The 20,846-nt window shown below is 43.3% G+C and carries 16 protein-coding genes and 2 pseudogenes; 11 read left to right on the top strand and 7 right to left on the bottom strand.

Annotated elements, in window-relative coordinates:
• Window positions 1-195: 195 nt before the first annotated feature.
• Both C8R11_RS14895 and C8R11_RS14890 read right to left on the bottom strand, forming a co-directional pair.
• Entirely contained in the window at window positions 196-909 is a 714-nt protein-coding gene (locus C8R11_RS14895) for a hypothetical protein (RefSeq protein WP_107796389.1), read from the bottom strand.
• A 153-nt stretch (window positions 910-1,062) separates the two neighbouring features.
• On the bottom strand, window positions 1,063-1,467 hold the full coding sequence (locus C8R11_RS14890; RefSeq protein ID WP_107796388.1) for a YkvA family protein: 405 nt from the start codon (window positions 1,465-1,467) through the stop codon (window positions 1,063-1,065).
• A gap of 257 nt (window positions 1,468-1,724) precedes the next feature.
• Here C8R11_RS14890 and C8R11_RS14885 point away from each other — a divergent pair.
• The 4 genes and pseudogenes from C8R11_RS14885 (at window position 1,725) to C8R11_RS14870 (ending at window position 4,253) form a co-directional block, all read left to right on the top strand.
• A pseudogene (locus C8R11_RS14885) lies at window positions 1,725-2,438 on the top strand (IS6 family transposase).
• 121 nt (window positions 2,439-2,559) lie between these two features.
• Entirely contained in the window at window positions 2,560-2,835 is a 276-nt protein-coding gene (locus C8R11_RS14880; protein WP_107796387.1) for a type II toxin-antitoxin system RelE/ParE family toxin, read from the top strand.
• A gap of 12 nt (window positions 2,836-2,847) precedes the next feature.
• A complete protein-coding gene (locus tag C8R11_RS14875) occupies window positions 2,848-3,150 on the top strand; it encodes a HigA family addiction module antitoxin (protein ID WP_107796386.1) in 303 nt (100 codons plus the stop codon).
• A 182-nt stretch (window positions 3,151-3,332) separates the two neighbouring features.
• Window positions 3,333-4,253 (top strand): cation diffusion facilitator family transporter, encoded by a 921-nt coding sequence (locus C8R11_RS14870; protein ID WP_107796385.1) that lies wholly within the window; start codon window positions 3,333-3,335, stop codon window positions 4,251-4,253.
• A gap of 200 nt (window positions 4,254-4,453) precedes the next feature.
• Here C8R11_RS14870 and C8R11_RS14865 read toward each other — a convergent pair whose 3' ends face one another.
• The 5 genes from C8R11_RS14865 to C8R11_RS14845 all read right to left on the bottom strand — a co-directional run bounded on the left by C8R11_RS14865 (window position 4,454) and on the right by C8R11_RS14845 (window position 12,610).
• Window positions 4,454-5,509 (bottom strand): bestrophin family protein, encoded by a 1,056-nt coding sequence (locus C8R11_RS14865; protein ID WP_219908623.1) that lies wholly within the window; start codon window positions 5,507-5,509, stop codon window positions 4,454-4,456.
• Window positions 5,506-6,771: an efflux RND transporter periplasmic adaptor subunit gene (locus C8R11_RS14860; RefSeq protein ID WP_107796384.1), complete on the bottom strand. Its 1,266-nt coding sequence runs from the start codon at window positions 6,769-6,771 to the stop codon at window positions 5,506-5,508. The genes C8R11_RS14865 and C8R11_RS14860 overlap by 4 nt, the downstream gene beginning before the upstream one ends.
• A 33-nt stretch (window positions 6,772-6,804) precedes the next feature.
• The gene (locus C8R11_RS14855; RefSeq protein ID WP_107796383.1) at window positions 6,805-11,235 is read right to left on the bottom strand and encodes a CusA/CzcA family heavy metal efflux RND transporter; all 4,431 of its coding nucleotides are present in this window, start codon (window positions 11,233-11,235) and stop codon (window positions 6,805-6,807) included.
• A gap of 355 nt (window positions 11,236-11,590) precedes the next feature.
• On the bottom strand, window positions 11,591-11,953 hold the full coding sequence (locus C8R11_RS14850) for a hypothetical protein (RefSeq protein WP_107796382.1): 363 nt from the start codon (window positions 11,951-11,953) through the stop codon (window positions 11,591-11,593).
• Between the two features lie 102 nt (window positions 11,954-12,055).
• Complete coding sequence (locus C8R11_RS14845; RefSeq protein ID WP_219908622.1) at window positions 12,056-12,610, bottom strand: cation efflux transmembrane domain-containing protein; 555 nt, start codon at window positions 12,608-12,610, stop codon at window positions 12,056-12,058.
• Between the two features lie 204 nt (window positions 12,611-12,814).
• Here C8R11_RS14845 and cadR point away from each other — a divergent pair, with 204 nt between their 5' ends.
• The 7 genes and pseudogenes from cadR to C8R11_RS14810 all read left to right on the top strand — a co-directional run.
• Window positions 12,815-13,204 (top strand): Cd(II)/Pb(II)-responsive transcriptional regulator, encoded by a 390-nt coding sequence (gene cadR, locus C8R11_RS14840; RefSeq protein WP_107796381.1) that lies wholly within the window; start codon window positions 12,815-12,817, stop codon window positions 13,202-13,204.
• A gap of 543 nt (window positions 13,205-13,747) precedes the next feature.
• Window positions 13,748-14,140 carry a hypothetical protein gene (locus C8R11_RS14835; RefSeq protein WP_146159126.1) on the top strand — a complete coding sequence of 131 codons (393 nt, stop codon included), beginning with the start codon at window positions 13,748-13,750 and terminating at the stop codon, window positions 14,138-14,140.
• A 93-nt stretch (window positions 14,141-14,233) separates the two neighbouring features.
• Entirely contained in the window at window positions 14,234-15,535 is a 1,302-nt protein-coding gene (locus tag C8R11_RS14830) for a TolC family protein (RefSeq protein WP_107796379.1), read from the top strand.
• A complete protein-coding gene (locus C8R11_RS14825) occupies window positions 15,532-17,028 on the top strand; it encodes an efflux RND transporter periplasmic adaptor subunit (RefSeq protein ID WP_107796378.1) in 1,497 nt (498 codons plus the stop codon). Before C8R11_RS14830 ends, C8R11_RS14825 begins: the two co-directional genes overlap by 4 nt.
• Window positions 17,022-20,225: an efflux RND transporter permease subunit gene (locus tag C8R11_RS14820; protein ID WP_107796377.1), complete on the top strand. Its 3,204-nt coding sequence runs from the start codon at window positions 17,022-17,024 to the stop codon at window positions 20,223-20,225. The genes C8R11_RS14825 and C8R11_RS14820 overlap by 7 nt, the downstream gene beginning before the upstream one ends.
• Window positions 20,226-20,355: 130 nt before the next feature.
• A pseudogene (locus C8R11_RS14815) lies at window positions 20,356-20,505 on the top strand (transposase); the annotation flags it as partial.
• Window positions 20,506-20,562: 57 nt separating this feature from the next.
• Window positions 20,563-20,846 (top strand): hypothetical protein (locus tag C8R11_RS14810; protein WP_219908621.1); only part of this gene is annotated, 284 nt, incomplete at its 3' end.

Raw genomic sequence — 20,846 nt, 5'->3', positions numbered from 1 at the left:
GTTAGTATGTGTCATTGAGAGTTACCTTTTTTGTTTTGATTAAGATTCGATACCTTTATCAAAACGGGTAACTCTCACTTTTGCAAGTGGTGTGTCAGATTTGATCGGAGCTAATACAGGTAATTAGACCGACAGTTTCCCTTGGTAATCACACTAATACAGTATATTCCAACATTCGATCAATTCACGATCTATTTAAAAATTATGTTCTTTGCATGGTTTGATTCTTAATTCGCGTCCTGCAATTTTTGCCAATTCCTTTAATGTTTCCTCTAAATTGACACCTAATTGCACTTCCTTACGTTTTTGTGCTTCTGGTGAGTGCTTCTTGAGTGATTTTCCAGGTATCTTCACCATTAATTCTTGCTCTTTCCAGACAACTTTTTCACATTCAGTAATTTGCATAGCTTTTATTTTTATCCGAACAGGCCGAAAAACCCATCCAGCTATGTATGCGCCACCCCACCAAAAGGGCAAATCAGTCACTAGTTCACTTGCAGCAGCTAGTGCCATAATACTAGGATTAAATCCAGTTGCTGCTCCTACAATGAGTGTTTCCACTGCCATCGAAAGAAGCAAGCCAGTTACCCAGTATTGCCATTGAACCTTGCCGAAGTCGAGTATACGACCTGAAATCACAATATCAGCACCGGCTTTAGAACCCATTGCGATGCGTTGTTCTTTATTAAGCCATTGAGAAGGTGAATTAACTTCTGTTCTTGTTTGATATGCTTTATCGAATGGAACTACAATAAATCCTGCTTGCTGTGCTAATTGTTCTGTAAATAGTTTTTGAGCCCTAGTTTCAACTTCTTCGATCAATTGAGCCAAAACAATTGGCCTATCTGGGGAAGGAATTGGATCTTTAAAAGAATGCAAATCGTTCGGCGAAGATAGAGGTGCATCCATTTTTATTTGCGATACAATTATTTTTATAGGCGTTTCAGGTGGGATTGTTTTTTGAAAAGGTAATGAATTGCATCCAGTTACTAGGAATAATAACGTGATAAACAGTAAATAAAATAGTCTCAATCTTCAAGTTTTACTATAAAAAGTAATTTACTATGTCGGAATATATGACATAAAATCTTGATCGATCCACATGATGCAAAATGCTCCAAATATTAACCATATCGTGATAATAATTGCGCCAGCGACATAGTTGACCGGTTTTTCCATTTTAATGGATTCCGAAGCTCGTATTCTGCAATCGATCAAGACTGAATCAGGAATTAATTTTATTGCCAGAGCAATACCTAATGGCAACAATATTAAATCATCCAGATAGCCGAGAATTGGCACAAAATCAGGAATCAAATCAATAGGGCTGAGAGCATAGGCTACGATGGAAGCAACAATCAGTTTCGTATACCATGGCGTTCGAGGATCACGGGATGCCAAATAAAGTGCATAAATCTCTGACTTTAGATGTTGTGCATATTGTTTTATTTTTGTGAATAAACTCATTGGGTGCTATTTAACAAAAGGCTCAAAAATCTCACGGGATTTAGTAGAAAATTTGTTGTTGACGGCACCTTTTTTCTGAACACAAAATGATCTTCAACACCGCTTGATACCCTTTACTGCGCTATTTGTCAAAGCCCAAAACCCTTTTGCCATAATCTCTTAACGCACCATTGGGTGCAAGGTAACGATAGAGGGCTCTGTTGCAAAAATCCGAATTTCAGCTTAGCTTAGCATTGTTTTTCAGATGAGGAAAAGCAATGAGTGATTTCAAATGGCGGCATTACCAGGGTGCCATAATTCTGGGTTGTGTCAGGTGGTACTGCAAATATGGGATCAGTTATCGTGATCTGGAGGGTATGATGCTGGAACGAGGGTTTGAAGTAGATCATACGATCATTTGCCGCTGGGTTCAGCAGTATGTGCCGGAAATTGAGAAACGTCTGCGATGGTACTGGAAGCCAACGACTGGCCTTAGCTGGCGAATAGATGAAACCTATGTGAAGGTCAAATGAAAGTGGGCGTATTTATACCGGACTATCGATAAATCCGGAAATACCATAGATTTTTATCTTTCCTCAACCCGCAATATAAAAGCGGCCAGACTCTTCCTGGCAAAAGCACTTAAATCCATCAAGCCATGGTCGCATCCACAAACCTTCAATACAGATAAAGCGCCGACTTTCAGCCCCGCCATTGATGAACTGAAGAAAGAGGGAAAATGCCCGGAAGACACGGTGTACCGGCAAGTGAAATACCTGAATAACATTGTTGAAGCCGATCATGGCAAACTCAAACGGCTGATCAATCCAGTACGTGGGTTTAAATCAATGAAGACCGCCTATGCAACGATTAAAGGATTTGAACTCATGCACATGTTCAGAAAAGGACAGATAGATGCATGGAAATATGACCAGGGCCTCATAGGAGAAATCCGTCTAATTGAAAGTCAATTCAATATCTATAGCACATAATTCGACATATCAGAAACTTGCTCTGAGATGTGCAATTTTTTGCAACAGAGCCCTCAATCTTCATATAAGGTGTAAAAAGTTATTCTTGACGTAACTCGTAATTAGTATTATTGTTGGAATAATGATAAGAAGTTTTAAATGCAAATATACCGAGAAGCTCTATTCCGGTAAGTTTGTAAAACGTTTTTCTAGTATTGGACGACGGGCCGAGCGACGCTTAAGGTTGCTAAATGAAGCTGAAACATTAAAAGAACTGGAAAATTTTCCCAGCAATCGCTTTGAAAAACTGATTGGTGATAGAAAAGACCAATATAGCATCAGTATCAACATGCAATGGCGTATTTGCTTTAAGTGGAATGATGAGCCGTATGACGTTGAAATCGTCGACTATCATTAGGAGATAAAAGACATGACAAAAAGAATAGGTGAACCTATACATCCTGGCGAGATTCTGGCCGATGAACTTGAATTTATTGGCATCAATGCGGGTGAGTTGGCCAAAAAGATTGATGTGCCTAAGAACCGAATATATCAGATTGTAAATGGTGAGCGCAGCGTTACGGCTGATACAGCTTTACGCCTCGGAAAGTTCTTTGGAACAGGCCCCAGAATTTGGCTCAACTTGCAAAAAGCATATGAGTTAGATGTTGCTTCAAAACAAATTGGTAATGCGCTTAAAGACATTGCTACATATGATCACCAAACTGCATAAACTAATTTAGGACTTGACGCATATTTCTCCAAGTATCCATAATAACCATTATTAATCATTCGGTTACTAGTGTAGTTTCAATTGCTTATAATTTATTTTCTTCTAATCAGTCATTGAATGATATTGGTAGAAACCACCATATTCATACGGTAACTAAAAGTTCGCGTGCAAAGTACGCACTAATGGTTCGCCCTCACACCCTCATTTTAAAACAAAGAGGACACATCATAGGAAATAATCAACATCACGCTCATCCGTCTGAAATAGGTGAACGCCGCCTATGGTGGGCTGTTAGCGCGAACATTCTTTTGACGTTGGCGCAGGTGATCGGTGGCTTGATTTCAAACAGTCTTTCGCTCATTGCAGATGCTTTGCATAATTTTAGTGACGCAGCATCCATGCTGATTGCGCTGGTGGCCATCCGCATAGGCCGCAAGCCGCCAGATCAACTTAAAACCTTTGGCTATAAACGCGCCGAAACAATTGCGGCACTCATTAATCTGACCACGCTTATAATTATAGGTCTGTATCTCTGCTATGAAGCGATCATGCGTTTTATCGCGCCTGAGGAAATCGAAGGCTGGACGATTGTAATCGTGGCCGGATTTGCCTTGATCGTAGATACTTTTACAGCTTTACTGACATACAGTCAATCCAAACGCAGCATGAATATTAAAGCCGTATTTTTGCATAACGTCACGGACGCACTTGCATCCATCGGCGTTATCATAGCCGGAACACTTATTTTGCTGTATGGTTGGACTTGGACGGATGCTGCGATGACCTTGCTGATTTCTGGGTATGTTCTGCGGCAGGGATTCAAAGAAATACCGAAAGTCATTCATCTGCTGATGGAAGGAACTCCGGAACATATCGACATTGATGAAGTGATCGCCGCAATGGAAATTCAATATGGCGTGATCAATGTTCATCATGTTCATATCTGGCAACTTGACGAACGATGCAACGCGCTGGAAGCACATGTGGTTCTGGATAAAGATGTGAATATGGATAGCCTGAAATTCAATTTAAAACAGATGTTACACGATAAATTTCAAATTGAGCATTCAACGCTCGAGTTTGAAAATGATCAATGCGGATAACAGTATTGGCTTCAATACAATTACTTCAATATATAAATAGGCTGCTTACACAAAGAAACTAAACTCAATATTTATCTATACGCGGCCAAACAAAAATGCTAAGTAAAGCACTTTTTACACCATCGGATTGGTTTCTTAATTTAAATTGGTTATATACTGGATAAGCTTTACATCAAAATACCATTCTTCGCTTCAATGGGTCAGGGCAGTTCTGTTTCGTCCAACATTTCACGAAGATCAATTTCAATGGTGCGGCTAAGTGATGTAATAGGGATATCATTTGCTCCTGCTTGAAAAGGGTTTTCGCTTGATTCGCCTATTTTATCCACGGTGCGAAATATCCACGAAACCAGCACACAAAAGGGAATAGTAAGCCAGGTAATATGATGTCCAAGTTTTTCAAATTCCGGAATCATTCCATAAGGAAGCAAAATGACAAACAACCAAACGAAATACAGGTTAAGTGTCGCATACTGACGTGGATACGGAAAATTTTTAATGCGTTCGCATTTGCCCTGATGTTCATATAAATCAGACAAAACCCTCTGCAATTCTATGTGACGAAAATTATCTATCAACCCTCTGTTGAATAATTCTTTCAATTCTTCTGCCTGGACGCTGATAATATGTGCAGCTCGGTTCTGCTTGCTCAAAATATATTCTTTATCTATTACAGATAAATACAGTGCAATATCATCTTCCAAGCTTATCTGATGTTCTGGAACGGTGAAGAATTTCTCGTATTCAATATTATAGTTTCTATCCATTGTTTCCCATTCGCGCGGCTGGCGTAATTGATGACGTAATGCAGTAAGCCATGCAATATGACGATAAATAAACTTGCGGCGCACTGCCTTGCGTTCGCTATCAGATAAAAGCTGTTGTGCATGTTTATTAGTAATGTATGTTTTCACCATCATTCCCCACGTTCGACTTGAATTTACAATAGCCCCATAAATCATCCGTGCCTCCCACAAACGGTTGTATGTGGCATTATTTTGGAAACCGATAATGAAAGCCACAGCTGTGCCGATAATCGCCATGGGCAGCCATGGCAATGCCAGCCACTGAAAATGAAAGGTTTCATAGATAACTGTTGGAACAGCCGCAATAATGACAAAAATATAAATATCGCGTCTTGTCCATACGATGACCTTTTTAAGACCAAAGCTTTTTTTATGTGCATAATTGATTCCGATATTTATTTCAAGGTCTATAGAAATTCCAATGGGATCTGGGTAGAATGCATCGATCAATGCTCATGCGATGTTTCGCCTTTCTTCATTTCCGCGATCAAATAATATGCATTGTTCCATGCCACATTGACGTCTTTGGGGAATGGTTCAATTGGGTTGACTTCTACCCATCCGTCATCAGATATACCTGTTATGACTTCAACTGGTTTAAAAACCCATTCTGTTTTTCCATCTTCTTGGTGGGCCTCCGCCGTAAATATGAAAGATTTTCCTTCTTCCAAGACAATGGCATCTTCCGGTAATGCACTGACGAGCGAGCTTCCTGTTTGGATCTCTCCGTATATGTACATTCCCGGAATAAGCAAGTTTTCCTTCTGTTCAATTCTTGCATGCACATGTACTGCTCTTGGAGTTTGCTCAAAATTTTTACCAACCGCAAAAATTTGTGCAGATAATGTTTTCCCCGGGATTGATTCAACCCTGAACGTAACTCTCTGGCCCTCTTTTACCTCAGAGACATTTTTTTCAAACACCATAAGATCAGCATGGATATGATCAAGATTCATGATCATAAATAATGTGGCATTAGGGTCGACAAATTGTCCGGTTTGGATTAAAACCTTTTCAATATAGCCATCAATCGGGCTGACGACAGGCACATTTTGCAAGATTTCTCCAGTCCTGGTCTTTATCGCATTGATGTTTAACTGAATTAACTGCGCTTCAAAGCCCGCGACTTCACCTTTCATTGCCAGAAAATTTGCTTGCGCTTGCTGGTAAGCTTTGCCGGAGCCGACGCCTGCTTCATAAAGATGTTCTTCACGTTGATATTCATTTTTTAAAAATTGCATCTGATTATAGGCTCTAATATAGGCGGCCTGAAGATTCGTCAGATTAGGGTGCGAAAGATAAGCCAATACCTGACCTTTTTGTACTCTTTCGCTTTCTATCACATTTATTGCCATGACATTAGCTCCTAAAATGGCTGTAACCGTGGCTCTATGCTGAGGAAACAATGCAAGCCTGCCGTTGACTTTTATATTTCCGGAAATGGATCGTTCTGGCAAGGTATTTACTTTGATGCCTAGGCTAGCGAGCCTGGATGCGGAAAGATGGACTTCATTGGCTTCTTCATGATCATGCCCATTGTGTTTTTCCTCGCCGTGATCGTGTTCATCGTGCTTTTCACGTGCACTATCTTTCCGGGAAACTTGATTCCTGTCTTCATTCAGGGCGCTGTTATCCGCTGGCTTGCTGTCACAACCCGAGAGAAAAAACATGATTAGTATCAAGACAGATAAGTACAAATTATATTTGTCCATTTTTATTTGCTCTTTACTGGGTTAATCATTCTGTCAATGCGATGTTTTTAGGAAGTATTCCAATTGAAAGCGATTGTCCAGGTAACTGCCAAAAGCATTCCATGAATCGATTTCAATGCGTATCGCTTCGCGTATATTTTGTAAAAATGTTACATAATCAATCGCGCCTTCCTTGTAAGCAAATACCGCGCCCTCCTGTTGTTCCCGTGCCATGGGAAGTGCTGTTTCCTGATAGTACCGCCATGAATTCAACCACTTGGTGTACTGTTCGCGGACACTCTGGTAGGTTGTGTTCAACTCCTGCCGCGTTTGCCGGAGATTCTGTGCAGCTATCGAACGTTGCAATTTAGCTGATTGCATCCCTCCCAATTCGGGACCGAAAAACAGCGGAATCTGAATGCCGGCCTGAAACTGGTGAAAACCGCCAGGTTGTCCGGAGATCTCTTGTTTGCCGTACATCAAGTTAAATTTTGGCATAAATTGAGCTTTTCTTTCTTTAATGGCAGCATCCGCTACACCGATTTGCTGCTTGGAAATGTTTAATAAAGGATGATCGTCCAGTGATTCTGCAATTGTATCCAGGGGTGTATCCAGTTGATCAACCGGAATATCTGACACATTGAAAAAGATCTCAGAAACAAACCATAGATTGAGTCTTTGTAGTGCGCTCAGGTAATCGCGATAAGCTTGTTCTTTTAATATCTGTACTTGATTGCCTTGGTTCGAGGTTGCAAGATACTCCAGTTTGGAAGTCGCCCCAACTTCGAGTCTTAAGCGGGCTGCCCGTTCGATATCCTTAAAGATTGCATCTAGTCTTTGGTATACCTGATAGTTATTTTTGGTTGTATAGACCATAGCCCAGGCGCGGCTGACTTCCCGTTTCACTTCTATAACAGACAGATTAAACACATTTTCTGCTAATGCGGTGCGTTCTTCCTGTAGCTTTAACCTGGGTGCAACGCCAAATACATCAATTTGACGTTGCTGTATACCAATCTGGGTATAGATGCCCCCACCATTGCCAATTTCTTCACCGCCGGTGAAAATAGACGTGTTGCCTAGGTTCCAGGCGGTTTTTTTCAAGACCTCCTGGTTTTCTATATCCAGCCTGGCTGCTTGTATTTTTGGGAAATTTTCCACAGCCAGTGCTTTTGCCTGTTCCAGGGTGATAGTTTGCAGATGTTCTAACGATTGAGATTGTGCGTGTACTGTTACGGCGGTACTTAGCAAAATGAGCATCGTGAGCAGAATGACAGACTTATTGATTCTGGATTTTTGATTGTTGATGGTTTCACTTTCTGCCGGATTTTTGCTGTTATCACCATGATTCTCAACAGCCGTATAAAGTACCGGAAGCATGAACAGGGTAAACAGAGCTGAAGTAAAAAGACCGCCAATGACTACCGTCGCCAGCGGATGTTGCACTTCAGAACCCGCTGTCGTGGCCAGCGCCATGGGCAGAAATCCGAAAATATCAGTAAAATTTGCAAGCAGGATAGGTCTGATTCTCTCTTTGGTGCCGATAAGAATGCGTTGCTTGATATTGGTGATTCCTTCTGCTTTTAACGTGTTAAATCGATCGGTAAGCACCAGTCCATCGAGTACAGCAACGCCAAAAACAACGATAAAACCGATGCCTGCTGAAATGCTAAAAGGCATATCCCGCAACCATAGGGCAAATACGCCGCCAATTGTCGCGATAAAAATGCCGGAAAAAAGGATTAGTGACTGGGACACCCGTTTCAAGGCAAAATACAGCATTGTAAAAACCAGGAAAAGTACAATCGGGGCTATAATAGTCAGTCTGCTCTTGGCGCTTTGCAAGTTTTCGTATTCTCCGCCATAGATCAGGTAATAGCCTGGCGGTAAATCCAGTTCCGTATCCAGTTTTTGTTGAATATCCCTGACTACGGATTCGACATCGCGCCCACGGGTATTGATACCCACATAGGTTCTTCGATAGACGTTTTCACGGGATATTTGCATTGGCCCCAGTACGTAGTTGATATCGGCCAGTTCCTTGAGCGGAACCTGTTGGCCGTTGGGCAGATCCACGTAAAGATCGCGTAAATCATCAATGCTTTTTTGGTAGGCCTGGTCAAATCGTATGACCATTTCAAAACGTTTTTCTCCTTCAAGAATGATTCCGGCCACGCCACCGGCAAATGCAGAACTGACATATTCATTCAGTTTATCAATGTTCATCTCGTATTGAGCGAGTTTTTCACGGTTATAGCGCACGGTCATTTGAGGCAAACCGGAGGTTCTTTCAGGGTTGACATCGCCGACACCCGGAACAGTTTGAATAATTTGGGCCATTTGTTCGGCTTTTTGCGCCAGAATTGCAAGATCTTCGCCAAAAAGCTTTACGGCTACATCTTCACGGACGCCGGTTAACAGTTCATTAAAGCGCAGTTCAACCGGTTGACTGAAAACCAGATTGACACCTGTCAGTTCACTGTCAAGCGTTGTTTTGATTTGTTCAATCAGTTCATCTTTAGACTGGGCTGATGTCCATTTATTCACGTCTTTTTCCAGAATAATAAACATGTCGGCAATATCCATAGGCATTGGATCGGTTGGTATGTTCGCCACACCAATTCTGGCTAAAACGGTTTTAATTTCCGGAAATTTTTTCAGCAGAATGTTTTCTATTTGATTGGAAACTTCGATGGCTTCTCCAAGACTGCCGCCCGGTCTGATCAATGCCTGCATCGCAATGTCACCTTCGTTCAGTTGGGGTATGAACTCGCCACCCATCCTGGAAAAAATAAAAATGGCTGTGCTGCTTAGAGAAACTACAACAATAACGACAATTACTTTATGCCGCAACACGGTTTTGAGTAATGGCCGATAAGCGTGATAGATCTTGCTTATTATTCCGTCACCGAATTTTTCAAGGCGATTGTCCAGTTTATAATTCCAGCTACCCTTGTTTTGTGTCGGTTTTAAAAGCAGGGCAGACATCATCGGAACATATGTCAGGCAAAGAACGATAGCGCCCAGCATGGCGAATCCCAGCGTATACGCCATGGAATGGAACATTTTGCCTTCGATCCCGGTTAGCGACAGGATAGGAATAAACACAATCAAAATAATCATTTGGCCAAAAAACGCGGTTTTCATCATCGAACTGCCGGCGCGATAGGTCAATTCATCCATGATATCCTGAGTGGCTGCCAGTTTTCCGGCCCGAAGTTGTTTCTGGATTTCAAAAACAGTGCGTTCAACGATAATGACTACGCCATCAACAATAATCCCGAAATCAATCGCGCCGAGACTAATCAGGTTGCCTGATATGTCAAATATGCGCATCATGATAAAAGCAAACAGCATCGACAAGGGAATAGCACTGGCTGTAATAATGCCGCCGCGTATGCTGCCCATCAGAATGACCAGAAAAAAAATAACAATAAGCGCGCCTTCCGTAAGGTTCTGGACGACGGTACTGGTGGTCCGTTCTATCAAAGCGCTTCTATCGAGAAACGCTTTGATCTCCAGTCCCTCCGGCAAGGACTTCTGAATTTCGTCGATACGTTTCTGAACATTGCGAATGACGGCATTAGAGTTGGATCCCCGTAGCATCAGGATCATACCGCCTACAGCTTCCTGGCCATCCTGAGTGAAAGCGCCGTAACGCACCTGATGACCAAAATGCACCTTTTCAGCGACATCCCTGATTAAGATAGGTATGCCATTTAAATTTTTTATGAAAATATTTTCAATGTCGTCGAGTGAGCGCACCAATCCTTCGCCACGGATAAAGTTTGCCATGTTGTGTTTTTCAATATAGGCGCCGCCGGTATTGGCATTATTGCGGCGCAGCGCTTCAAATACCTCGGAAATAGAAATATTGTTGGCATTCAGTCTTTCAGGGTTGATGGCAATTTCGTACTGTTTGATTTTTCCGCCAAAAGAGTTAATGTCAACGACGCCTTCAACCAGTGCCATTTGCCGCTTGACAATCCAGTCTTGAATAGTGCGTAGCTCGGTTGGCGAATATGTGGTTTCGTATCCCGGCTTGGGTTCAATGGTATATTGATAAATTTCTCCCAGTCCGGTTGTGATGGGACCCATATACGGATTGCCGAATTGCTCGGGTATCTGTTGCCTGACCGCATTTAATTTTTCCTGAACTAACTGGCGCGGCAGATAGGTGCCCATGTCATCTTCAAAGATGATGGTCACGACCGAAAGGCCAAAGCGGGAAACGGAACGGATTTCCACGGTACCAGGCAAATTGGCCATCGCCAATTCCACAGGAAAAGTGACAAATCGCTCGATGTCTTCGGTCGCCAGATTTTGTGACACCGTAATGACCTGCACCTGATTGTTGGTGATATCTGGTAACGATCCCACGTTCATCGTAAACATGGAATAAATCCCTGCACTTATCAGGGCGATTGTCATCAAACCCACTATTAGTTTGTTTTTGATTGAAAAATAAATGATGCTATTGATCATAATCTGTTTAATTCTTATACAAAAAGTGAAGAATCGTCAGATCCTAATGGTTAATCAAGATCTGCAAAATCCCGCAGGATTGCTATGTTGTTTTCAAGTTGTAAGCTTCGATTGCGTTGCAACAAAGAAATAGCTAGGGAAAACGAGCAAGGCTAGAATATTAATGACGAACTCGAACAGACTCAGCAGGGGTCTAAGCTATAGGTTTCACCTTGTCAGCGCCAAAAATTGCGTTAAGCTTTGGGCGGCGCCCACGACAAACGTATCTATCACGTATGCTCTGAACTGACAATTACGAGCTATCCCAAACATCCTAAATTGAATGCTGGCAACTCAAGCAATCTAGTCTAACGTTCTAACTGGGAAAGATACTTCGAGGAGGACGGAACGGCGAATCTGGAATAGATGTTGGAATTTGGAATGAAATAGATTCAGATAGAACCTCTTTACCTACTACGGTGGGCATTAACGGCAGCTTTGTAAAGAGAAGGGGGTGATATACCACGCTAAAGCATATATGTGGTGAAAGATCTGATTCTTTTTCATCAGGAAATTCATTATGCGAATGTTCTGCATGCGCTATTGAGATAGAATGTTGATGGTTGTGATCAAGCTCATGCATAAATACTTCGCCATGAAATGCCGAAGCAAAACCGTTTGTCAAAAGACTGACAGATAGCATAAAAACCATGAAATTGACAGTAAAAAACCTATTCATACGAGTTATTGTATCCTTGATTAGATATCTTGTGGTCAAAAATTTCCGCCCACCAAGTTAAGTTTTTTAGAATCCACCGGTATTTGTAATTACACTCTCAGTTTAGGATTCAAGTCGTAAAATACGGCGTGCACCGTTAAGTACGATCGAACCGATAACCAGACCAATCACAAGGTCAGGATAAGGAGAATTTGTCAACGCTACAAGAAACCCTGCCAAGATTACCCCAAGATTGGCGATGACGTCATTGGCAGAGAAGATCCAACTGGCCTTCATATGTGCCCCACCCTCTTTATTTCTAGAAATCAGTATCAAACAGATGATGTTTGCTATCAAAGCCACTAACCCGAAGCTCATCATAAGTGTCGAAACCGGTTCGCTCCCAAAAACAAAACGGCGAAACACTTCACTCAATGCGCCTAGCGCTAAAACCACCTGTATCCAGCCTGACAGATGAGCCACTCGAAGCTTCATGCGAGTGCTATGACCAACAGCATATAGTGCAAGGCCATAAACCGCCGCGTCAGCAAACATATCGAGAGAATCCGCCATCAACGCGGTCGATTGTGCAAACCAACCGACAGATAACTCAACGAAAAACATAGTTGCATTAATGGCGAGTAACCATTTGAGAATGGTGGCTTCCTTTTTATCCATCGTTTTTACAGATTCGAGTGTCGTTTAAGCTAGCTCCCAAACTCAGCAATACCATGCGCCTCTGGATTTTATCGAGATTACCTTCATAGGGCACTTTTAGCTGCGATTTGACAAATTATCCACCACAAAAATATCCTCACACTGTGAACAAGAAACAGTTTAAAGTCTATAGTTACTGTAGAGTCAATATGTTTAGGAGGTTAAATGAGGATTGGTGAATTAGCGAAATTAACAGCATGCTCCGTACAAACGATACGTTACTACGAAAAAGAAGGGTTGCTGGATTCCATTAAGCGTAGTGAGGGCAATTATCGCCTGTATGATAACAGCGCAATTGAGCAATTAATGTTTATTAAACATTGTCGGGGCCTCGATATTACTCTGTCAGAAATTCGACAATTAATTGATTTAAGAGACTCTCCAGACACAGCTTGTAATAACATAAACGCGCTGGTTGATAGACATGTCAAGCAAGTGGATTTACGTATCGGAGAATTAAAAGAACTTAAAAGACAACTCAAGATCTTGCGCCGAAAATGCACAACCGGCCGTGTCGTTAAAGACTGTGGCATTCTTCTGGCGTTATCTCAGTAATATTGCACCCTGCTTTTCATAAAGTTAACTTGCCTTAACTGATACCCCAGTGACCACACAATTGTGAAAGATAAGCGCCAGTATTGGGTGTTACTAGGCGCGCAAATACTCGACACATCGGGATAGCGGTTCGCTATAGGACAAACACGACCGTGTCATGCTACTGCTCGCCCCGTTTTATCATATATGGTGGTTAATGAGTTTGTAGATAAAGGTAAAATATTTTAAACAAGTTGTGTGCACCACATACAAAGTATCGGTAAATGGGCAAAACGCACTGTGAAGTGTATGTAAAGTAATCTGAGGAACATAAAAATCCCAAGAGCGGATTTTTGCATATGTTTATGTTCTGGTTAGGCCTCCCCAGATAAGTGCCAAGTGACAATTTTTTACACGTACTACGAACAGATGTCCATAAATGATTATGGTCTTGCTATACTACAAAATTGAGTCTTTCATATGCATGATTTTGTCAAATTATTAGACTAGCAAATAATGAATTATCGAGTTCCATCATTTCTACTTGCACTGCTGTTTTTGTTCATGACGGCTATAGGGTCGTTGCAAGCAAGAACAGTTTTTACATGCGCGATGATGGGTATGGATATATTCCACGAATGTTGTTGCGATGGCAATAGAGCTGATAAAGATTGCGTGGATCATAGTTGCGATGTAATGCTCGGCCCGAATAAAGGAGCCTGCTGTGATAAATCAATTGAAATCAGTATCAATGCCGATGAAGCAAAACAAAACGCATCATTTGCCAAACCAGCTGAGATACGTTCTGATGTAGACCCGCCTCAAGCTATTATTGTCAATTATTTTGATATCCTTGACTCACCATATTCTGTTGTAGTTTTAGTCGTCAATTCCCAACCAATTGTCAGTTCATCTGGCTCTAGCACTTATTTCATTACGCAACGACTGCGTATTTAATTCTACCTCCTTATCCTGATTCCGCTTTTGACCTTCGTTCCCTCGTGTACGAATGCGTCGCTTTCTAGTTGAACCAACAGAAGGAGATGAACATTGCATTCCATATTCTTGCAATACGCTGTTTTTATAACACTAATCATTGCTCCCGTTTGGGGTGATACTCCGCCACAGGCCTATGCCGGCTTTAAAACCGATCAATATTTAACCGCCGAGCAGTTGGCATCGTGGGTGCTTGAAGTCAACCCCGGCCTAGCTGCAATACAAGCGGCCGCAGAGGCGGCTGCTTATCGTATTGATCCCGCTAGCGCGCTAGACGATCCGGTTTTGAGTTACGGCATTGCACCGCTGACGCATGACTCGAGTCGAGGTATAAATCAAAGATTTGACGTCAGTCAAAAAATTCCCTGGCCAGGCACATTGGCCGCTCGAGAAGCAGTCGCCCGGAATGATGCACTCGCAATCAGTAGCGAGGCTGACATGCTGCAGTTGCTGGTTATCACCCAAACCAAAGCAGCTTATGCTGAGTGGCACTTTATCCATGAGGCATTGAACATTCACCATGCAACGCAAGCCCTACTTGATGAATTAACTGTGACCACTCAAGTACGCTATGCAACGGGTCTTGCAACCAAACAAGATGCACTGCAAGCTGAAGTTGAACTGAACAATCTTAAAAATCAGGAACTAATCCTTCTCCGACAACAGGTCGCAATACAGGCACGTATTAATGCGTTACTTAATCGGGCACCAGACGCTTCATTACCGGAAGCTGAGCCGATTGTGGTTCCTCGTCGGCAACCTCCGACATTTCAAGAATTGCAAGCTTTGGCATTGACTCATCACCCTGAGTTTTCTCAATTGAACGCACGAATTTCTACAGGTGAAAGTCGTATTACCTTAGCTGAAAAAGCATTTTTACCTGATTTTCAGGTCGGCATGGGCTATAACAGTCTTTGGGATAATGCAGACAAACGGCCTATTTTGGCTGTTTCGATCAATATACCACTTGATCGCGGTAAACGAAGATCTATATTGAATCAGGCGAGAGCCGAAACACGTCGTGCCGAATGGTTGCTGATTGAACGGCGGGCAGAGTTGTTTGCAGATCTTGCACAAGCGCGCGCAGAGGTAATCGAAGCGCAGTCATCTGTAGTATTGTACCAAGATAAACTTATTCCCCTCGCTGAAGAATACCTTGAATCGGCTATTGCCGACTATCAAAGTGGCGCCGGCGGTTTTCTCAATGTCATTACCGCTGAGCAACGCAAACTTAGCACTGACCTTGCACATGCGCGCGCACGTGCCGATTATGTAAGGCGCCTTGCCGAGCTCGAGCGTTGGACAGGCGCATCGATCAATTTGTCGTTACCAACCTCAACCGGAGTAAAGCAATGAAACATTCAAAGAAATTATCATGGTTGACCGGTATTTCGGTGTTGGCAATTTTAACTGGCGGAGCCTATTTTCTCTTATCTGAATCAGGCACAAATGTACCGCCTGAATCATCTGCGGTTGCCAGAGATAATTTGTCTCGCTATCAGGTAAATGGACTAAAAATTGGTCTTGGTATTAACCCTAGTATCCCTCGCGTGGGGATTAATGAATTGATTATTGAGGTTCGCGATTCTCGCGATAATCCAGTACCTGTCGTCATCAATGCTTACGCAGAGATGCCGGCCATGGGGGCTATGCCAGCAATGCGTGCACCTGTAGACCTTAAAGAGAGCGCGCCGGGTCGCTATGCAGGAAAAATGAATTTATCCATGCGTGGCGAATGGCCGTTAACTGTCGTAATCAAAGACCCACAACATAACGAGAAACGCCTTCAATTCGATCTTGCCACTGACCGGAAGGACCTTGCAATCGTCGCAGGAGCTACGCCTGTAGATGGAGCTACAAAAACAACAGACGATGCTAACGTCATTACAATCGACAATCGCCGTCGTCAAATGATTGGTGTTGAAACTGATGAAGTAACTCACCGTGACTTAATAAAATCAATTCGGGCTGTGGGTGAAGTGATGTTTGATGAGCAATTGTTGTCGCATGTTACGTTAAAATTTGATGGTTATATTGGGGACTTAAAAGCCAATTATGTCGGTGCTAAGGTTACAAAGAACCAGATACTATTTACAGTTTACAGCCCTGAGCTACTGGCCGCCCAACAAGAATATCTTGAAACGCTTAAGCGTCGCCAGAAAAACGGCTCTGAAGATGGCCTGTTACGTGCGGCACGTCAACGGCTGGCATTATGGGATATGTCTCCAAAAGAAATTAAGGCTCTGGAACAGCGTGGATCGCCGCAAGATTATGTTGCTATCTATGCACCACGCAGCGGCACTTTGATTGAACGCAATATCGCAGATGGTAGCGCAGTCCGCAAAGAACAAACATTATTAAAAATTGCTGATCTTTCTCGTGTATGGATCGAAGCAGAAGTTTTCGAAGCAGACCTCGAGTTAGTCCAAGTCGGCATGGCTGCAACCTTCACATTGCCATATTTGCCAGGCAGAACATATCCGGTAATCGTTGAATATGTTTATCCTTATCTCCAGAGTGACAGCCGCACCGGTCGTATTCGACTGTCATTGGAAAACCCTGATGGCGCCCTGAAACCTGACATGTATGCTGAAGTACTTTTGGAAGCGAGGCTGGGGCAACGGCTCAGCATTCCAGAGGAAGCGATCATCGTGGCCGGAGATAGCCGGGTTGTTTTTATCGATCTTGGGCAAGGCCGCCTCAAACCCGTTCGCATCAAAACAGGACGTACTGCAAATGGATTGGTTGAAGTACTAGATGGACTTTCAGCTGGTGACATTGTCGTTACCTCTGGTAATTTTCTCATTGCAGCGGAGACGCGCCTGAAAACGGGGATAGAGCAATGGTAAACACCAATATCAACAAAAGGAAACTTGGTCCGGTCGAAACGGTGATTGGTTTTTCAGCGCGTAATTGGCTTCTCATTGTGATGCTGGTTCTCGTCTCAACCATATGGGGCTATCGTTCATTCATCAGTGCGCCACTCGATGCTATTCCCGATCTATCGGATGTGCAGGTGATTGTATTTACCAATTGGCCCGGACGCAGCCCAGATTTGATTGAAGACCAGATTACATATCCGTTGACGACGACGCTGCTTGCTGCACCTGGGGTACGTTTTGTTCGCGGACAAAGTTTTATGGGATTATCATTTGTCTATGTAATCTTTGAAGATGGGACAGACATCTATTGGGCGCGCTCACGCGTGCTCGAGTACCTGAACTCAGCTGCCGCCAAACTGCCGGATGCCGTGCAGCCTACGCTAGGGCCAGACGCGACCGGAGTTGGCTGGGGATACCAATATGCATTGGTCGATAAAAGTGGCAATCAGAGTCTGGCAGATTTGCGCAGCTTACAGGATTTTAATCTGCGCTATGCACTCGAAGCCGTAGAAGGGGTTGCCGAAGTTGCTTCAGTAGGTGGGTTTGTCAAGGAATATCAGATTAATATTGACCCTAACAGATTGTCATCTTATGGTGTTTCTCTAACTAAAGTGATAGCAGCAGTCCGCGCGTCCAATAAAGATGTCGGCGGGCGCGTTTTGGAAGTCGCCGGACATGAACAATTCATTCGCGGCCGAGGTTATGTCAAATCAGTTGAGGATCTCAAAGATGTCGTAATCGGTGTGGGTGATGGCGGTATACCGATTAGCGTTGCCGATGTGGCAACTGTTAGTCTGGGACCTGAATTACAACGCGGACAGGCAGATTTGGATGGCGAAGGCATTACGGTCGGTGGTATTGTTGTCATACGGTATGGAGAAAATGTCCTTGACGTTATTAATCGGGTTAAAAATCGAATAAATATTCTCAAGACCAGCTTGCCGCCAGGTGTCGAGATTGTTCCTGTTTACGACCGTTCCAGTTTAATTGAACGTGCGATCGAGACACTACAGAATACGCTCATTCACGAAATGTTGATCGTGTCGCTAGTTATCGGTTTATTTCTCCTGCATGTGCGATCAGCGATTGTCGCGATTGTAACGTTACCCATTGCAATATTGCTATCGTTCATTCCAATGTTTTATCAGGGATTAACGGCGAACATCATGTCGCTTGGCGGCATCGCCGTGGCCATTGGCGCCATGGTCGATGCCGCAATTGTCATTATCGATAATATCCATAAGCGCCTGCAATACGAAATACTGCAGGGTGAAGCTAGAATACGTGCCGTGATCGAAGCCATGCAGGAAGTTGGTCCCAGCATTTTCTTTTCACTTTTGATCATTACTGTTTCTTTTATTCCCGTATTTGCCCTCGAAGGTACTGAAGGTCGTTTGTTCAAACCTCTAGCATACACCAAGACCTATTCGATGTTCTTCGCAGCATTATTGTCAGTGACACTGATCCCGGCACTAGCTATCCTTCTGATCAAGGGACGCATTCATGGTGATCATAGCAGGCTGAACAAAGGATTAACGGCATGCTATATACCGGTCGTAAAATTTGCGGTGCGTTGGCGCTGGCCAGTAATCATTCTCGCATTGTTCGCACTTGCAGCAACTGTGCCCGTATATCGTAGCCTCGGCACTGAATTCATGCCGCCACTTAACGAAGGCAGTATTCTTTATATGCCGACTACACTGCCTAATATTTCCGTTGAGGAAGCTACACGCGTCATGCAAACCATGAATCGCGAGTTAAAGAAATTTCCTGAAGTCGAGCGCGTGTTTGGCAAGGTTGGACGCAGTACCAGCCCTACTGACTCGGCCCCATTATCTATGATCGAAACCAATATTATGCTAAAGCCCGGCAACGAATGGCGTGAAGGGATGACCTGGGATAAGTTGATTGGTGAGATGGATAATACAATGCGATTTCCTGGCATGCCAAATATCTGGTGGATGCCGATACAAACACGTACCGAAATGTTGGCAACCGGCATACGTTCCTCACTCGGTATCAAAGTTTTTGGAGCCGATCTTTCGATAGTCGAATCGATTGCAATCAATATTGAGCGCGCGCTGCTTGATAATGAACGTACCGCACCTTATACACGCAGCGCCTTCGCCGAACGCGCAACGGGCGGATACTTCCTAGATTTCGATATTGATCGCAAAGCCGCAGCACGGTTTGGCCTTAATGTGAACGACATACAATCCGTTGTCGAATCTGCAATTGGGGGCATCAAAGTAAGCGAGACCGTTGAAGGTCGTGAGCGCTACGGTATTCTTGTACGTTATGCCCGCGAATACCGTGACAATATTGCAACACTTGAGCGTGTATTTGTGTCAACTCCGACCGGTGCACAGATACCGATTACACAGGTCGCCGATATTCGCTTTCGTACGGGGCCGCCGATGCTCAGAAATGAAGATGGTCAGCTTGTCAGCTTTGTGTTCGTTGATGTCAGTGACAAGATCGGTATTGCCGATTATGTCGAACTGGCGCGCGACGTTGTCACTGAGAATGTGGAAATAGCACCAGGATACCGTATCGATTGGGCTGGACAATTCACGTACTTCGAACGCGCTAAAGCTCGCCTGACAATTCTGGTGCCGCTGACCATATTCTTAATCTTTTTTATGCTCTATATGCATCGAAAATCAATAGCCGAAACACTGATCATTATGACAGCACTGCCATTTTCGCTAATCGGCAGCATCTGGCTCCTGGCCGCACTTGACTACAATTTGAGCGTTGCCGTCGTGGTCGGCATGATTGCGATGGCCGGACTGTCGGTTGAATTGGGACTTTTGATGATGCTGTATTTGGATCTCGCGTGGCGTAGGCATGTCGCAGACGGTTCACTTAAAACCAGGACAGACCTGAAAAATATGATTGCTGAAGGAGCAAGTCAACGCATTCGCCCAATGTTGATGACCAGCATGACGCTGTTTTTGGGTTTGCTTCCCATCATGTACAGTAGTGGTAGTGGCGCTGATGTGATGAAGCGAATAGCTGCGCCTATGTTAGGCGGTGCAGGCTCGACATTGATTCTAGTATTGATTGTTTTTCCGGCTATTTTTTCATTGTGGCGTGGTCGCAGCTTATCCGATTTAAGTTCATTACCAGAAAACCAGGAGAAATCAAAAAATGTAACTTAGAGATGACGTTCAGAATTCTGTGTCAATTTGCAGGTCACTGAAGTGGCCCCGGTTATTTGGATACCGGGAGGGGTAAGTTAAGGAGTTATTTTCTGTACTCCTTTTATTTAAAAAAATAATCATACAGAAAATGAACAAGAAACGCAGAAATCATTCACCGGAATTTAAATCAAAAGTTGCATTGACTACGATCAAAGGCGATAAGACGCTAACTGAACTCTCTCAGCAATATGGCATCAACAGCAATCCGATCGTGAAATGGAAGAAACAGCTGATTGACATCAAGCTCTTTTGGCTAGAATATATTTGAATTCATAATTTCTGTTTGGAGGAAATAATGAAAACTTTTGTTGCTATCTCGTTAATGCTTCTGAGTTTATTTAGTTATGCCGGACCATTGCCCCCTAATGATCTATCTGGCGAGGATCTAAAAGTTTGGCTGAAAGATAACTGGCATGCCGGAAAACATCAAGATCTAGGATATAACGAAGCAAGGCGTGCCATGTACAGCTTTATAGATGTAGGTACAGATGGCATGGTTACTGGTGTCTATACCGGCTTTAAACAGGCAAGCAAAGACACGACATTCCTTAATCCAATTAATGCGGAACATACCATACC

It is taken from the genome of Nitrosomonas aestuarii (assembly GCF_003046585.1).
In the GTDB taxonomy this organism is placed as follows: Bacteria; Pseudomonadota; Gammaproteobacteria; order Burkholderiales; family Nitrosomonadaceae; genus Nitrosomonas; species Nitrosomonas aestuarii.
This window is presented reverse-complemented; position numbering and strand designations above follow the sequence as displayed.

Excerpts from the sequence above, each read along its gene's own strand:
- C8R11_RS14895 (WP_107796389.1), bottom strand. The coding sequence starts at position 909 with ATGGATGCACCTCTATCTTCGCCGAACGATTTGCATTCTTTTAAAGAT.
- C8R11_RS14890 (WP_107796388.1), bottom strand. The coding sequence starts at position 1,467 with ATGAGTTTATTCACAAAAATAAAACAATATGCACAACATCTAAAGTCA.
- C8R11_RS14880 (WP_107796387.1), top strand. The coding sequence starts at position 2,560 with ATGATAAGAAGTTTTAAATGCAAATATACCGAGAAGCTCTATTCCGGT.
- C8R11_RS14875 (WP_107796386.1), top strand. The coding sequence starts at position 2,848 with ATGACAAAAAGAATAGGTGAACCTATACATCCTGGCGAGATTCTGGCC.
- C8R11_RS14870 (WP_107796385.1), top strand. The coding sequence starts at position 3,333 with ATGGTTCGCCCTCACACCCTCATTTTAAAACAAAGAGGACACATCATA.
- C8R11_RS14860 (WP_107796384.1), bottom strand. The coding sequence starts at position 6,771 with ATGGACAAATATAATTTGTACTTATCTGTCTTGATACTAATCATGTTT.
- C8R11_RS14855 (WP_107796383.1), bottom strand. The coding sequence starts at position 11,235 with ATGATCAATAGCATCATTTATTTTTCAATCAAAAACAAACTAATAGTG.
- C8R11_RS14850 (WP_107796382.1), bottom strand. The coding sequence starts at position 11,953 with ATGAATAGGTTTTTTACTGTCAATTTCATGGTTTTTATGCTATCTGTC.
- C8R11_RS14845 (WP_219908622.1), bottom strand. The coding sequence starts at position 12,610 with ATGGATAAAAAGGAAGCCACCATTCTCAAATGGTTACTCGCCATTAAT.
- cadR (WP_107796381.1), top strand. The coding sequence starts at position 12,815 with ATGAGGATTGGTGAATTAGCGAAATTAACAGCATGCTCCGTACAAACG.
- C8R11_RS14835 (WP_146159126.1), top strand. The coding sequence starts at position 13,748 with ATGACGGCTATAGGGTCGTTGCAAGCAAGAACAGTTTTTACATGCGCG.
- C8R11_RS14825 (WP_107796378.1), top strand. The coding sequence starts at position 15,532 with ATGAAACATTCAAAGAAATTATCATGGTTGACCGGTATTTCGGTGTTG.
- C8R11_RS14820 (WP_107796377.1), top strand. The coding sequence starts at position 17,022 with ATGGTAAACACCAATATCAACAAAAGGAAACTTGGTCCGGTCGAAACG.